We start from the raw sequence: 12,224 nt of genomic DNA, 5'->3' as shown, positions 1-12,224 counted from the left end.
ATGCGACCCAACATCGTCTTCATCATGGCCGACGACCACGCGGCCCACGCGGTGAGCGCCTACGGCAGCAAGATCAACCACACGCCGCACATCGACCGCATCGCCGAGGAGGGGGTGCGGCTGGACAACTGCTTCTGCACCAACTCGCTCTGCGCGCCGTCGCGGGCCTCGATCCTGACCGGGACCTACAACCACGTCAACGGGGTGCGCACGCTCTCCACCGAGTACGACTCCAGCCAGCCCGCCCTCCCGGAGCTACTGCGGGTAAGCGGCTACCAGACCGCGCTGGTCGGCAAGTGGCACCTCGGCCACGGCCCGGCGCACGACCCGCGTGGCTTCGACCACTGGACGGTGGTGCCGGACCAGGGCCGCTACCACAACCCGGTGTTCATCCGGATGGACGGCTCGCAGCACACGGTGCCCGGCTACGCCACGAACGTCATCACCGACCTGTCGCTCGACTGGCTGGACCGGCGCGATCCGGAGCGGCCGTTCTTCCTGATGGTCCAGCACAAGGCGCCGCACCGGAACTGGGAGCCCGAGGCGCGCTACCTCGACCTGTTCGAGGGGCAGGACCTGCCGGTGCCGGAGACCTTCTTCGACCGCTACGAGGGCCGGGCCGAGGCGGCGCGGGCGGCGAAGATGCGGGTCGCCGAGCACCTGCGCATCGACGACCTCAAGAAGCTCCTGCCGCCCGGGCTGACCGAGGACGAGCAGGCGCTCTGGAAGTACCAGGTCTACATCAAGGACTACCTGCGCTGCGTGCAGAGCGTGGACGACAACGTCGGGCGGGTCCTCGACTATCTCGACGAGCACGGGCTGAGCGAGGACACCCTGGTCGTCTACACCTCCGACCAGGGCTTCTTCCTCGGCGACCACGGGTGGTACGACAAGCGCTTCATGTACGAGGAGTCGCTGCGCATGCCGTACGTCATGAGATATCCGCGCGAGATCCCGGCCGGCGGGACCAACGCGGACCTGGTGGTGAACGTCGACTTCGCGCAGACGCTGCTCGACTACGCCGGCGTCGAGCCCCATCCGCGCATGCAGGGCCGCTCCTTCCGCCCCCTGCTGCGCGGCGAGCGCCCGGCCGGCTGGCGCGAGTCGGTCTACTACCGCTACTGGGAGCACGACGACGGCATCCACCACGTCTGGGCCCACTACGGCGTGCGGACCGAACGGCACAAGCTCATCTACTACTACGCCGACGGCCTGGGCATCCCGGGCGCCTCCGACCGGGTCTTCGAGCCCGAATGGGAGCTGTTCGACCTTGCCACGGACCCCTGGGAGCTGCACAACCGCTACCACGACCCGGCCTACGCCGCCGTCCGCGCCGAGCTGGAGGCGGAGCTGGCCAGGATCCAGGCGGAGATCGGAGACACCCCGCATGTACGAGCCGACGCTTGAGTCGTTGCGGCGGCACGAGACGCCGCAGTGGTTCGAGGACGCCAAGCTGGGCGTGTTCCTGCACATGGGCCCCTACTCCGTGCCCGCGTGGGCGCCGGTCGAGGGCTGGCCGGCCGGCAGTGACTACGCCGAGTGGTACTGGAAGGAGCTCAACCGGCCCGGCAGCCCCACCCGCGAACGCCACCGCGAGGTGTACGGCGAGCACGTCGAGTACGACGACTTCCTGCACGCCTGGAAGGCCGAGCGCTTCGACCCGGCCGAGGTGCACGCGCTGATCGAGGCGGGCGGGGCGCGGTACTACGTCTTCGGCGCCAAGCACCACGACGGCGTGGCCCTGTGGGACAGCGCCGTCACCGACCGCACCAGCGTCCGGTACGGCCCGCGCCGCGACCTCGTCGCCGAGGTGGTCGCCGCCACCCCGCCGGGGATGCGGGTGGGCCTCTACTACTCGATCCCCGAGTGGTACCACCCGCGCATGCCGGCCATCGGCGGCGGCTGGTTCGGCGCGGGGCCGCCGCGCAACGCCTTCACCGGGGAGCCGGTGCCGTACACCGGGTACCGGCCGGTCGAGGACTACGTGCGCGACCACCAGCTCCCGCAGCTCCTGGAACTGGCCGACCGGTTCGATCCCGACCTGATGTGGGCCGACATCGGGCTGGGCGGGGTCAACGACTCGCACGCCTTCATGGCGCACTACTTCAACCGGCGGCCCGATGTGGCGGTCAACAACCGCTTCGGCAACGGCGTGTACGACTTCACCACGCCCGAGTACTCGGTCGAGCCGGTCATCCGGCCCGGCAAGTGGGAGGCCTGCCGCGGCGTCGGCCGCTCCTTCGGGCACAACGCCGCCGAGGGGCCCCAGCACCACCTGACCGGGGCGGAGCTGATCCGGCTGTTCGCCGACGTGGTCAGCAAGAACGGGAACCTGCTGCTCAACCTCGGTCCAGCAGCGGACGGAACCGTTCCCGAGCTCCAGCGCCGGCCGCTGCTGGAGCTCGGGGCGTGGCTCGCGGTGCACGGCGAGGCGATGTACGGCTCGGCCCCCTGGAGCCGGCCCGACGACCCGCTCGCCTCGGTCCCGGTGCGCTTCACCACGCAGCCGCACGCCTTCTACGTCACCACCCTCGGCGATCCGGCCGGTGAGCTCCGGCTGCGCGCGCCGGTGCCGGTCGAGACCGGTGAGCACGGGACGCGCACCGAGATCGTCCTGCTCGGGCACGGACCGGCCGGGTGGCGGCTCGACGGGGAGGAGCTCGTGGTGGAGGTGCCGTCAGGCCTGCCGCCCGCGCCCGCCCGGACCTTCCGGCTGGCCCGGCCCGGCTACGACCCGGTGAGCGCGATCCTCCTGGGGGTCACCGTCACCGCCGAGCCGGTGCGGCCGGGTGAGGCGGCGGAGGTCACCGTCACGCTGGCCAACCGGGGCGAGACGCACGCCCCGGCGGGCCGGGTCACCTGCGGGCCGGCCGACCTGGCCACGCCCGCGCTCGCGCCGCACACCCGGCACCGCCTCAGCCTCACCGTGCCCTTCGCGGACGTGATCCGGGTGCAGGTCACCAGCGGGGCCGAGCGCTTCGGGGCGGCGATGGCGGTCGTCGAGCTGGGCGACAGCCTGCCGGTCCGCCTGCCGTACGACAACGTGGGGGCGGTCGCCGGACGGGAGACACAGGCCGGTCCCGAGGTGGCGCGGCACATGGAGCAGGACACCGGTGCGGTCGGTGAGCCCGTGCCAGGTGAGCCGGGCTTCACCGGGACCGGCGGCACCTACCCCGCCGAGCTCCTCCCTCCCCCCGGGCCGTTCCACTCCCGGCGGGTGCGCTTCGAATGGCCGCGGCACGCACCGGGCCGGCCGGACAACCTGCTGGCCACCGGCCCCGAGGTCGCCATCCCCGAAGGAGCCCGCCTGCACCTGCTCGCCTCCGCCTACGGCCGGTGGAAACCGGTCGAGGCCCGGCTGACCGTCCGGACCCGGAGCGGCGACCGCCACGAGCACACCCTGCTGGTCGGCGACTGGCGCAACCCGGCCGCCGACCCGATCGCCCTCCACCTGCCGTACGTCCACTCGCCCCGCGGCGAGCGCGAGCCGGACGGCTTCGTCTACCACCACACCGTCCCGCTCCCACCCGGCGCGCGCTCCTTCACTCTCACCGGCGACAACGTGCACGTGTGGGCGGTCACCGTGGAGACCTGACACCCCACCACTCGACCTCGAGCCCCTCGGGCGCGTCCACCACCCGCAGCGCGGCGAACTCCCCGGACAGCGGCAGCTCGTTCCAGACCGGGTACGGCTGGGCGGTCACCACCGCCAGGTCCTCCCACGGACCGTCTGCAGTCCTGGCCCCCTGAAAGCGGGTGCCGCGGACCGCGTCGAGCGCCTCGGCGACCGGCGCGCTCCACCGGCCCGCCTCGGTGCCGCCCTCCGGGGCGTGGGGCCGGAACCGCACGCGGGTCACCCGGCCCGCGCCGAGCCGTACCTCACCGGGCACCCGGTCGAGCTCGGTCAGGAAGGCGTCGGCGTCGGGGAAGGCGGGCGGGCCGCAGAAGCGCGCGCCGAGCACCTCCAGCGGCCGGCGCAGGTAGGACTCGAAGTAGGCGTCGGGCTCCTGCTCGGCCCAGTCCGCCCAGACGCAGAGCTGGTAGCCGAGCGGACCGGGCGCGGGCCGCCAGTCCTCGTAGAGCCGGCGCGGGTCGGCCGCCACGTACGGCTTGCCCGCCAGGTTCCCCGGCGCGGTGCGCGGGGTGACGTAGTGCGTGGCCGACGGGCTGGCGACCACCTCGTAGCCGTGCCGGAGGAACCAGGCCAGCCGCTCCTCGTCGGTGTCCCAGGCGACGATCCGGATGTCGCGGTCGGGCCATAGGCGGAAGTCGCCGCCGGAGGCGCGCTCCCACCAGTTCCACATCTCCGGCCGCCGCCCGCGCGAGCGGACCACGCCGGCCAGCTCGTTCATGAACGCCACCAGCGCGTCGCCCGCGGTGTAGGCCGGGTCGAGACTGCGGGCGTGGTCGTTGAGCGCGGCGCACGCCGACAGGCCCGGTTCGATCGGCCACTCGTCGCCGCCCAGGTGCACCGCGGGCGTCTCCAGCGCGTCGGTGAAGGCGGCGAGCAGTCCCTTGATCCAGTCGCGGTTGGCCTCGCCGGTGATGTCCATGGTCCAGCCGTCGGTGGGGGAGCCGTGCCAGTAGGCGCCGTCGTTGAAGTGCTCGGCGCCGGGTCCGGTGAAGCGCAGCTCGGGGTGGTAGCGGATGATCGCGGTGGCGTGCGCGGGCAGGTCGATCTCCGGCACCACCTCCACCCCGTGCCCGGCGGCCAGCCGGACCAGGTCGTTGATCTCCTCCGGGGTGTAGCTCCGCTCGGCGGCCAGGCCCTCGTAGTCGGGCAGGCGCAGCCGGAAGGCGTTCCACTCGGTGAGGTGGAGCTGGAGCCGGTTGTAGCCCAGCGCGGCGATGCGCGGAATGAAGGCGCGCAGGTAGTCGAGCTCCCAGTAGCGGCGGCCGAGGTCGAGCATCACACCGCGCACGGCGAGTGGATCATTCATGCTGCGCAGTATCCCCTTTATGGGGACATGTCCACGTGACACGCTCAAGCGGTGAACGATCCCCCGGCCGCGGCAGGCCCTCCGGAGGAGGAGCGGCCGTTCACCATCGACGACCTCATGCGCCAGGACGGCACCCCGCGCGACTGGCGGGACCTGCCCCGCCTGCTGGCCGCCTCCTTCCGCCTGGCCCGCCGGGCCGCCCCCAGGGAACTGCTGTGGGCATCCGGGCTGCAGGTCTTCAACGGCGTCGCGGTGGCCGCGCAGCTCCTGGTCGGCCGCGAGCTGCTGGAGGTGCTGTTCGGGCCCGGCGCCAGCCTGCCCGCGCTGCTGCCCTGGCTGGCCGCCCTGGTCGCGGTCGGCGCGCTGCAACGCTTCGCCGCCATCGCCGAGCAGGAACAGAACGAGCTGCTGCGCGAGCTGGTCAACCAGCACACCCAGAGCCGGATCCTGGGCGTGACCGCCAAGGTGGACCTGGCCGAGTTCGAGGGGCACGAGTTCTACAACCGCCTCCAGCGCGCCACCATGGGCTCGGGCATGCGCACCATGCAGATGGTGCAGGGCCTGTTCATGCTCGCCCGCGCGGTGACCGCCGCGGCCGGCGGGCTGGCCGTGCTCTTCGTGCTCCAGCCGCTGCTCATCCCGCTGCTGCTGCTCACCGCGGTGCCGCTGTGGCTGGTGACCAAGCTGAACAGCCAGGCCACCTTCAGGTTCTTCGTCGGCATGACGCCGCTGGAGCGGGCCCGGCAGTACCTCGCCCACCTGCTCACCGACCGCGGTACGGCCAAGGAGGTGCGGGCCTTCGGCCTGGCCGGCTACCTGCGCGACAAGCACGCCGGGCTGAGCGCCGAGCGGGTGCGCGAGCTGCGCGAGATGACGCGGAAGGTGATGCTGCGCTCGCTGGCCGGAGCGGTCGGCTCCGCGCTGGTGGTCGGGGCGGCCTTCGCCGCGCTCGCCTGGCTGCATCTCAGCGGGCGGCTCGACCTGCCCTCCGCCGGGGCGGCCGTCGCGGCGATGATCCAGCTCGCCGGGACCACCGCCCAGCTCGGCGTCGGCACGGCGCAGCTCTACGAGGCGTCGCTGTTCGTCCGCGACTACGAGGAGTTCCTGCGGCTCGGCGCCGGGCGGGAGGCGCCGGCCGAGTCCGAGACGCTGCCGCCCTTCACCGAGCTGCGGGCCGAGGGGGTCACCTTCGCCTACCCGGGCTCCGCCGTACCCGCGCTGCGCGAGGTGGACCTGACCGTCCGCGCGGGCGAGGTGACCGCGCTGGTCGGGGAGAACGGCTCGGGCAAGACCACGCTGGCCAAGCTGCTGGCCCAGCTCTACCGCCCGGACACGGGCCGGATCACCTGGGACGGCCACGACACCGCCCGCTCACCGCAGCACGAGCAGATCACCGTCATCTTCCAGGACTTCGTGCAGTACCACCTGACCGCCCGCGAGAACATCGCCCTGGGCCGGTACCGGCAGGCCGCCGACCACGAGGCGGTACGGCAGGCGGCCCACCAGGCCGACGCGGGCTTCCTGGAGAAGCTGCGCGACGGCTACGAGACGATGCTCGGCCGGGAGTTCATGGGCGGGGGGACCTGTCGATCGGCCAGTGGCAGCGCGTCGCGCTGGCCAGGGCCTTCTTCCGCCAGGCGCCGTTCATCGTGCTGGACGAGCCCACCGCGGCCCTCGACGCCCGCGCCGAGCACGAGCTGTTCGTGCGGATCAAGGAGCTGTTCGCCGGGCGGACGGTGCTGCTCATCTCGCACCGCTTCTCGACCGTCCGCTCGGCCGACCACATCTACGTGCTGCACGAGGGGCGGATCGTGGAGCACGGCGGCCACGCGGAGCTGATGGCACTGGGGGGACGCTACGCCGAGCTCTTCACCCTCCAAGCCGCCTCCTATACGTGAGCGTCTTCCGGGCCGCCTCCTACACGTGACCGAGGCGGCGGATCAGGGTGCCGGCCGCCTCGATGACCTCCATCGCCTCCGCCCGCGTCTCGCACATGGCCACCTCCCGCCCCGCCTCGCCCATCGCGCTGGTGAACATGCCGACCTTGAGCCGCTCGAAGGCGCCGCCCCCGGCCCGCAGCAGCACCGAGTTCTGCCGCAGCCAGTCGCGCCCCCGGCCGCGCCGCAGCGCCTCGAAACCGGGCGGCCCTCCGCCGTCGGAGAAGAGCCGGACCAGGTCGCGCCGCTCCCAGCAGCCTTCGAGGAAGGCCCGCGCACCGGCGGCGAACAGCTCGATCGGCTCGGTGCACCCGGCCGCCTTGGCGGCGGCCACGGCCGAGGCGGAGGCCTGCTCGTGGGCGTTCTGGTGCTCCTCGTACAGCGCCAGGAAGAGCTCGCCCTTGTTGCCGAAGTGGTGGTAGAGGCTGCCGGTGCTGCATCCGGAGCGGCGCACCACCTCGGCGATGCTGGCGTCGGCGAAGCCGTACCGGGTGAAGACCTCGCGGGCCGCGTCGAGGATGCTCCGGCGGGTCTCCGCGGTACGGCTCCACTGCCAGGACATCACTCGATCGTAGCCGCGCGGGCGCTGTCCAGGACGCGTTGCGCGTCACGGTCGAAGAACCCGCGCGCCAGCAGGCAGAGCAGCCCGCCCAGGACCATCGGGATCACCAGCACGAACATGGCGGTGAGCAGCGAGCCGCTGCGGTCGGAGGCGATGCCGACCACCAGCGGGCCGACCGCCGCGCCGGCGGTGGTGAACAGTTGCAGCACCGCGAAGGCCAGGCCGCGCGAGTCGGCTCCGACCACGTCGGCGATGGCGGCGGTCATGTTCGGGATGGCGGTGGCCGACAGGATGGTGAAGACGAGCACCATCACGATCAGCGCCAGGTAGCTGTCCATCATCAGGGCCAGCGCCTGGACCACCGCGCCGAGGGTGATGCCGAGCCCGCCGACCAGCAGCCGGCCGCCCTTGCGGGTGCCGTGCGCGCGGCGGCCCATCCAGGCGCCGAGCAGGGTGCCGATCAGCACGCCGACCACGCTGATCAGGCCGGCCACCGAGCTGGCCTCGCCGAGCGGGACCTTGAAGGCGCGGAAGATGTAGGTGGGCATCCAGTAGGCGATGCCGGCCAGGCCGACGGTGAGCACGCCGATGCCGACCGAGACCAGGGTCAGCGTGGGGATCCGCAGCATCGCCTTGACCTGCCCGGCGAACTTGATCCGCCCGGCCAGCCGGTCGGACAGGCCCTCGGTGGGGCGCGGCCCGACGGCGGTCTCGGGGACCGGCACCGGCTCCTTGCCGCCCAGGGCGATCACCCGGTCGAGGAAGCCGCGCGCGGGCTCGCGCAGCCACCACACCAGCAGGGCGGTCAGCACGCCCGGGATGGCCATGATCATGAAGCCGGTGCGCCAGCCGAGCCCGGCGGCGAGCACGCCGCCCAGCGCGGTGCCGAGGCCGCCGAGGTAGGTGGTCACCCGCACCAGCCCGTAGGCCTTGGGCCGGTTGGTGGGCGGGTAGTAGTCGGCCAGCAGGCTGCCCGAGGCCGGGTTGTCGATGTTCTCGGCGGCGGCGAGCACCGTGCGCATCAGGAAGAAGATCGCGAAGCCGGTGGCCAGGCCGGAGCCGAGCGTGGCCAGGCCCCAGACGAAGACCACGACGGCGATGATCCGGGTGCGGTTGTAGCGGTCGGCCAGCCAGCCGGCCGGCAGCGCCACGACCGCCGCGGCCAGCGCAGCCGCGGTCGGGATCGAGCCGAGCTGGGTGTCGCTCAGGCCCCATTCCGCCTTGAGCAGCGGCAGCATGCCGGACAGGAGATTGGCCTCGACCCGGTCGACCAGACCGACGATGAACAGGACGATCAGCGGGGCCCAGCCGTACGGTGCCGGGTCCATCGCGCTGATTCCGGCGCGTGGCGGCGTCCCCAGCCGCCCGCGATCCGCTGCAACGACCATCGTGTGCTCCCTTGCGCTAGAACCTTTTTCTAAAATTTGGTTCTAGTGGGGGAGAGTGCCACAGATCACACCGCACCGGTAGTCTCCGAAGCTGTGAAAGAGCTGACCGAGCGGGTCAGGCGGTTCGCCGACGAGCGTGACTGGCACCGTTACCACACGCCCAAGAACCTGGCGATGGCCCTGGCCGGCGAGGTCGGCGAGCTGCTGGCCGAGCTCCAGTGGCTGACCCCCGACGAGGCCGCCACCGTCATGGACGACCCGGACGCCGCCGCGCGGCTGCGTTCGGAGCTCGCCGACGTGCAGATCTACCTCGTACGGCTGGCCGACGTCCTCGGCGTCGACCTGATCGAGGCCTCGCACGCCAAGATCGACGTCAACGAGGGCCGCTTCCCGCCGGATCCGCCTGATTGAATGCGCCCATGGCGCAGAATTTCGGTGATCACCAGCTCGGCATCTACCTGTCCGGGATGCTGGAGGCCAAGACCCCCGCCCTCACGACCGACCTGGCCGCCCTGGAGGAGCACGCCCGCCACGCGCTCAGCCCCGAGGCGCTCGGCTACATCGTCCCCAGCGCCGGCAGCGGAGCCACCGCCCGCGCCAACCGCGAGGCCTTCGACCGCTACCGGATCGTGCCGCGGATGCTGCGCGGCGTGGAGCGCGAGCGCGACCTGTCGGTGGAGATCCTCGGCACCCGGATGCCCGCGCCGGTCATGATCGCCCCGATGGGCGTGCAGACCCTCGCGCACCCCGAAGGCGAACTGGCCACCGTGCGCGCCGCCGCCGCGCTCGGCCTGCCGTACATCCACTCGACCATGGCCGCGCACTCCTTCGAGCAGGTGGCCGAGGCGGGTGGCGACGCGCCCCGCTGGTACCAGCTCTACTGGCCGGCCGACGAGGACCTCTGCCGGAGCTTCCTGGCGCGGGCCAAGGCGGCCGGGTGCACCGGGCTGGTCGTCACCCTCGACACCGGGCTGCTCGGCTGGCGGCCGGCCGACCTCGACCGGGGCTACCTGCCCTTCCTCAGCGGCGCCGGGCTGGCCAACTACCTCACCGACCCGACCTTCGCCGGCGTGGACAACCCGGTGCTGCGCTGGGCGGGCCTGTTCGGCAACCCGGGGCTGACCTGGGCCGACCTGCCGTTCCTGCGCACGCACTGGGACGGCCCGATCCTGCTCAAGGGCATCGTCTCGGCCGAGGACGCGCTGCTGGCCGCCGAGCACGGCGTGGACGGCGTGGTGGTCTCCAACCACGGCGGCCGGCAGGTGGACGGCGGCATCGCCGCCCTGGACGCGCTCCCGCGGATCGCCGAGGCGGTGGGGGAGCGGCTGACCGTGCTCTTCGACTCCGGCATCCGCACCGGCGCCGACGCGGTCAAGGCGCTCGCGCTCGGCGCGCGGGCCGTGCTCGTCGGCCGCCCGGTGCTGTACGGCCTGGCCCTCGGCGGCCAGGAGGGCGTGGAACACGTGCTGCGCTGCCTGCTGGGCGAGCTGGACATCACCCTCGCGTTGTCCGGCCACTCCGGTCCCGGCGACCTCGCGGGCCTGGTGACCGGCGGCCCGATGTCGCACTGACTGGGCGCTCGTGGGAAACTTCGGATGTCCCCTACACCAGGAGGTCCTCATGACTGATTCCCAGGCTGAGCCCGAGTCGAGCTCTGACTCGCCGGAAGATGAGATGAAGCGCAAGTTCCGCGAGGCGCTGGAGGCCAAGCGTAACCAGCACGCCAGCGCGGAGGCCGGTGGCAGGGGCAAGGATCCGTCCAAGATCCATGGCGCCCATGGCCCGGCCGCCAACAAGCGTTCGTTCCGGCGCAAGAGCGGTTGATGCGCCCGGACCGAAGGGGTGTGGCCCTGGCCACACCCCTTCGTCATGTCCTGGCGACTTCGCTCGCCCTCGCTGCGCGCCGGGCTCGGGCGACTTTGCTCACACTTTCCGTTGGTCATGTCCCGGCTATTTTGATCACCGTCTTGCCCCTGGCCAGCCCCGCCCGGTTGCGGGCCACGGCCTCCGCCGCCTGGTCGAGCGGCACCTCCACGTCGACCCGCACCCGGTAGCGCTCGGCGTCCAGCAGGTCGGCCAGCGTCTCCAGCAGCACCACGCTCGCGCTGTTCTGGAAGTTGACCGCGTGCACCTCCCGCTCGGCCAGCGCGTCCACGTCCGCCACGCCCTGGGTGGTCAGCGCCATGCCGCCGGGACGCAGCAGATCGGTGGCCGCCTCGAAGCCGCCCGCGTCCTGCACCAGGTCGAAGAGCACGTCCAGGCCCTCCGGATGCAACGCCCGCACCTGGTCCGCCACGGGTGAGGCGGTGTGGTCGATCACCTCGTCGGCCCCCAGCTCACGCACCAGCGGAGCCAGGTCCGCGGTCGCGGTGGCCACGACCCTGGCCCCCTGCGCGTCGGCGAACTGGACCACGCCCTGCCCGACGCCGCCGGTCGCGCCGACGACGAGCACCGTCTGCCCTGCGTCCACCCGCGCTTCTTTAACCAGGTTGTAGGCGGTCATCGAGGCCGTCGGCACCGCCGCCGCCTGGCTCAGCGTGAGCCCCCTGGGCGCCCTGGCCACCGAGCCGGCCTTGGCGACGGCGAACTCGGCGAAGGAGCCGCCCCCGGTGGACAGGCTCATGAACTGCCCGTAGACCTCCTCGCCCGGACGCAGCTCGGTGACGCCCTCCCCGACCGCCTCGACCACGCCCGCGCCGTCGTTGCCCATGACGAGCGGGAAGGCGTGCGGGACCACGTCCTTCAGCAGCCCGTCGGTGACCTTCCAGTCGAAGGGATTCAGCCCGGCGGCGTACATCCGCACCAGGACCTGCCCTGGTCCAGGCGTCGGAACGGGCACTTCCATGACCTCAGGACGCTCGCCGAATCGGGTGATAGCCACCGCTTTCATGATTCCTCCTCAATGATCGCATTTGAGGGGGATGAAACCCATGTAATCAAAGGCGTTCCGGCCACTCGGGAGGCGGGGTGGACCTGGAGTTTCGTGGGCATCCAAGGTAGATCTTCTGCCCTAATCATGGGTTTAGTTTTGCTTTTGCCCGTTTCTTGGCCTAATGTCCATTGAGTCAGGAGCCCGCTCAGCAGGGCAGACGCCGAATCCCGCGCCGCGCGGGAACCGGGGACCCACTTATCTGGGGTGAATCCGACGCATCGTCGGTAGGGCATCTCCACGCCCGAACCCGTCAGCTAACCCGGTAGGCGAGATGGAGAGGACAACAGCCAGTGCAGCACCGTGACAGATTCTCCGGCCGCGCCGTATCGGCACTCGGGTACTGATACCCCACCGCAACACCAACTGATCTTTTCGCGCCTCGCGTAGCGACCGTCGGCATCCCCTTTTTGCCCGGCTACGCCCTTCATTGATCAGGCGCTGCCCCTGTCTCCGCACGAAGGACTT

The 12,224-nt window shown here is 71.9% G+C and carries 10 protein-coding genes, 1 pseudogene and 1 riboswitch; of the genes and pseudogenes, 7 read left to right on the top strand and 4 right to left on the bottom strand.

Annotated features, from left to right (window positions below):
- Positions 1 to 1,407 carry a sulfatase gene (locus AB0I67_RS39325; protein WP_357935074.1) on the top strand — a complete coding sequence of 469 codons (1,407 nt, stop codon included), beginning with the start codon at positions 1 to 3 and terminating at the stop codon, positions 1,405 to 1,407.
- Complete coding sequence (locus tag AB0I67_RS39320; RefSeq protein ID WP_357935071.1) at positions 1,388 to 3,595, top strand: alpha-L-fucosidase; 2,208 nt, start codon at positions 1,388 to 1,390, stop codon at positions 3,593 to 3,595. The genes AB0I67_RS39325 and AB0I67_RS39320 overlap by 20 nt, the downstream gene beginning before the upstream one ends.
- Here the strand turns inward: AB0I67_RS39320 and AB0I67_RS39315 are convergent.
- Positions 3,579 to 4,940, bottom strand: a complete 1,362-nt coding sequence (locus tag AB0I67_RS39315) for a family 20 glycosylhydrolase (protein WP_357935068.1) — start codon at positions 4,938 to 4,940, stop codon at positions 3,579 to 3,581. The two genes, AB0I67_RS39320 and AB0I67_RS39315, sit on opposite strands and share 17 nt — an antisense overlap.
- Before the next feature lie 117 nt (positions 4,941 to 5,057).
- On the opposite strand from AB0I67_RS39315, the pseudogene AB0I67_RS39310 reads away from it, so the two are divergent.
- Both AB0I67_RS39310 and AB0I67_RS39305 read left to right on the top strand, forming a co-directional pair.
- Positions 5,058 to 6,431, top strand: a pseudogene (locus AB0I67_RS39310) (ABC transporter ATP-binding protein); the annotation flags it as partial.
- 92 nt (positions 6,432 to 6,523) lie between these two features.
- On the top strand, positions 6,524 to 6,838 hold the full coding sequence (locus AB0I67_RS39305) for an ATP-binding cassette domain-containing protein (RefSeq protein ID WP_357935170.1): 315 nt from the start codon (positions 6,524 to 6,526) through the stop codon (positions 6,836 to 6,838).
- Between the two features lie 19 nt (positions 6,839 to 6,857).
- On the opposite strand, the gene AB0I67_RS39300 is transcribed toward AB0I67_RS39305, so the two are convergent.
- Entirely contained in the window at positions 6,858 to 7,439 is a 582-nt protein-coding gene (locus AB0I67_RS39300) for a TetR/AcrR family transcriptional regulator (protein ID WP_357935065.1), read from the bottom strand.
- On the bottom strand, positions 7,439 to 8,827 hold the full coding sequence (locus tag AB0I67_RS39295; protein ID WP_357935062.1) for an MFS transporter: 1,389 nt from the start codon (positions 8,825 to 8,827) through the stop codon (positions 7,439 to 7,441). The genes AB0I67_RS39300 and AB0I67_RS39295 overlap by 1 nt, the downstream gene beginning before the upstream one ends.
- Before the next feature lie 102 nt (positions 8,828 to 8,929).
- On the opposite strand from AB0I67_RS39295, the gene AB0I67_RS39290 reads away from it, so the two are divergent.
- From AB0I67_RS39290 to AB0I67_RS39280, 3 genes are read left to right on the top strand one after another with little or no spacing between them, the layout of a single operon-like run.
- A complete protein-coding gene (locus AB0I67_RS39290) occupies positions 8,930 to 9,238 on the top strand; it encodes a nucleotide pyrophosphohydrolase (protein WP_357935167.1) in 309 nt (102 codons plus the stop codon).
- 8 nt (positions 9,239 to 9,246) lie between these two features.
- A complete protein-coding gene (locus tag AB0I67_RS39285) occupies positions 9,247 to 10,398 on the top strand; it encodes a lactate 2-monooxygenase (RefSeq protein WP_357935059.1) in 1,152 nt (383 codons plus the stop codon).
- A 49-nt stretch (positions 10,399 to 10,447) separates the two neighbouring features.
- Positions 10,448 to 10,651 (top strand): DUF5302 domain-containing protein, encoded by a 204-nt coding sequence (locus AB0I67_RS39280; RefSeq protein ID WP_357935057.1) that lies wholly within the window; start codon positions 10,448 to 10,450, stop codon positions 10,649 to 10,651.
- 115 nt (positions 10,652 to 10,766) lie between these two features.
- Here the strand turns inward: AB0I67_RS39280 and AB0I67_RS39275 are convergent, their stop codons facing one another.
- A complete protein-coding gene (locus AB0I67_RS39275; protein WP_357935054.1) occupies positions 10,767 to 11,717 on the bottom strand; it encodes an NADP-dependent oxidoreductase in 951 nt (316 codons plus the stop codon).
- A 190-nt stretch (positions 11,718 to 11,907) separates the two neighbouring features.
- A riboswitch (cyclic di-AMP (ydaO/yuaA leader) is annotated at positions 11,908 to 12,043 on the top strand.
- The last annotated feature ends 181 nt before the right edge of the window (positions 12,044 to 12,224 follow it).

This window comes from Nonomuraea sp. NPDC050310 (genome assembly GCF_040655795.1).
In the GTDB taxonomy this organism is placed as follows: domain Bacteria; phylum Actinomycetota; class Actinomycetes; order Streptosporangiales; family Streptosporangiaceae; genus Nonomuraea.
Note: the sequence above shows the minus strand (reverse complement) of the source record. Positions and strands in the feature narration are given on the sequence as shown.

Coding starts and splice junctions, on each gene's coding strand:
- AB0I67_RS39325 (WP_357935074.1), top strand. CDS start 1: ATGCGACCCAACATCGTCTTCATCATGGCCGACGACCACGCGGCCCAC.
- AB0I67_RS39320 (WP_357935071.1), top strand. CDS start 1,388: ATGTACGAGCCGACGCTTGAGTCGTTGCGGCGGCACGAGACGCCGCAG.
- AB0I67_RS39315 (WP_357935068.1), bottom strand. CDS start 4,940: ATGAATGATCCACTCGCCGTGCGCGGTGTGATGCTCGACCTCGGCCGC.
- AB0I67_RS39300 (WP_357935065.1), bottom strand. CDS start 7,439: ATGTCCTGGCAGTGGAGCCGTACCGCGGAGACCCGCCGGAGCATCCTC.
- AB0I67_RS39295 (WP_357935062.1), bottom strand. CDS start 8,827: ATGGTCGTTGCAGCGGATCGCGGGCGGCTGGGGACGCCGCCACGCGCC.
- AB0I67_RS39285 (WP_357935059.1), top strand. CDS start 9,247: ATGGCGCAGAATTTCGGTGATCACCAGCTCGGCATCTACCTGTCCGGG.
- AB0I67_RS39280 (WP_357935057.1), top strand. CDS start 10,448: ATGACTGATTCCCAGGCTGAGCCCGAGTCGAGCTCTGACTCGCCGGAA.
- AB0I67_RS39275 (WP_357935054.1), bottom strand. CDS start 11,717: ATGAAAGCGGTGGCTATCACCCGATTCGGCGAGCGTCCTGAGGTCATG.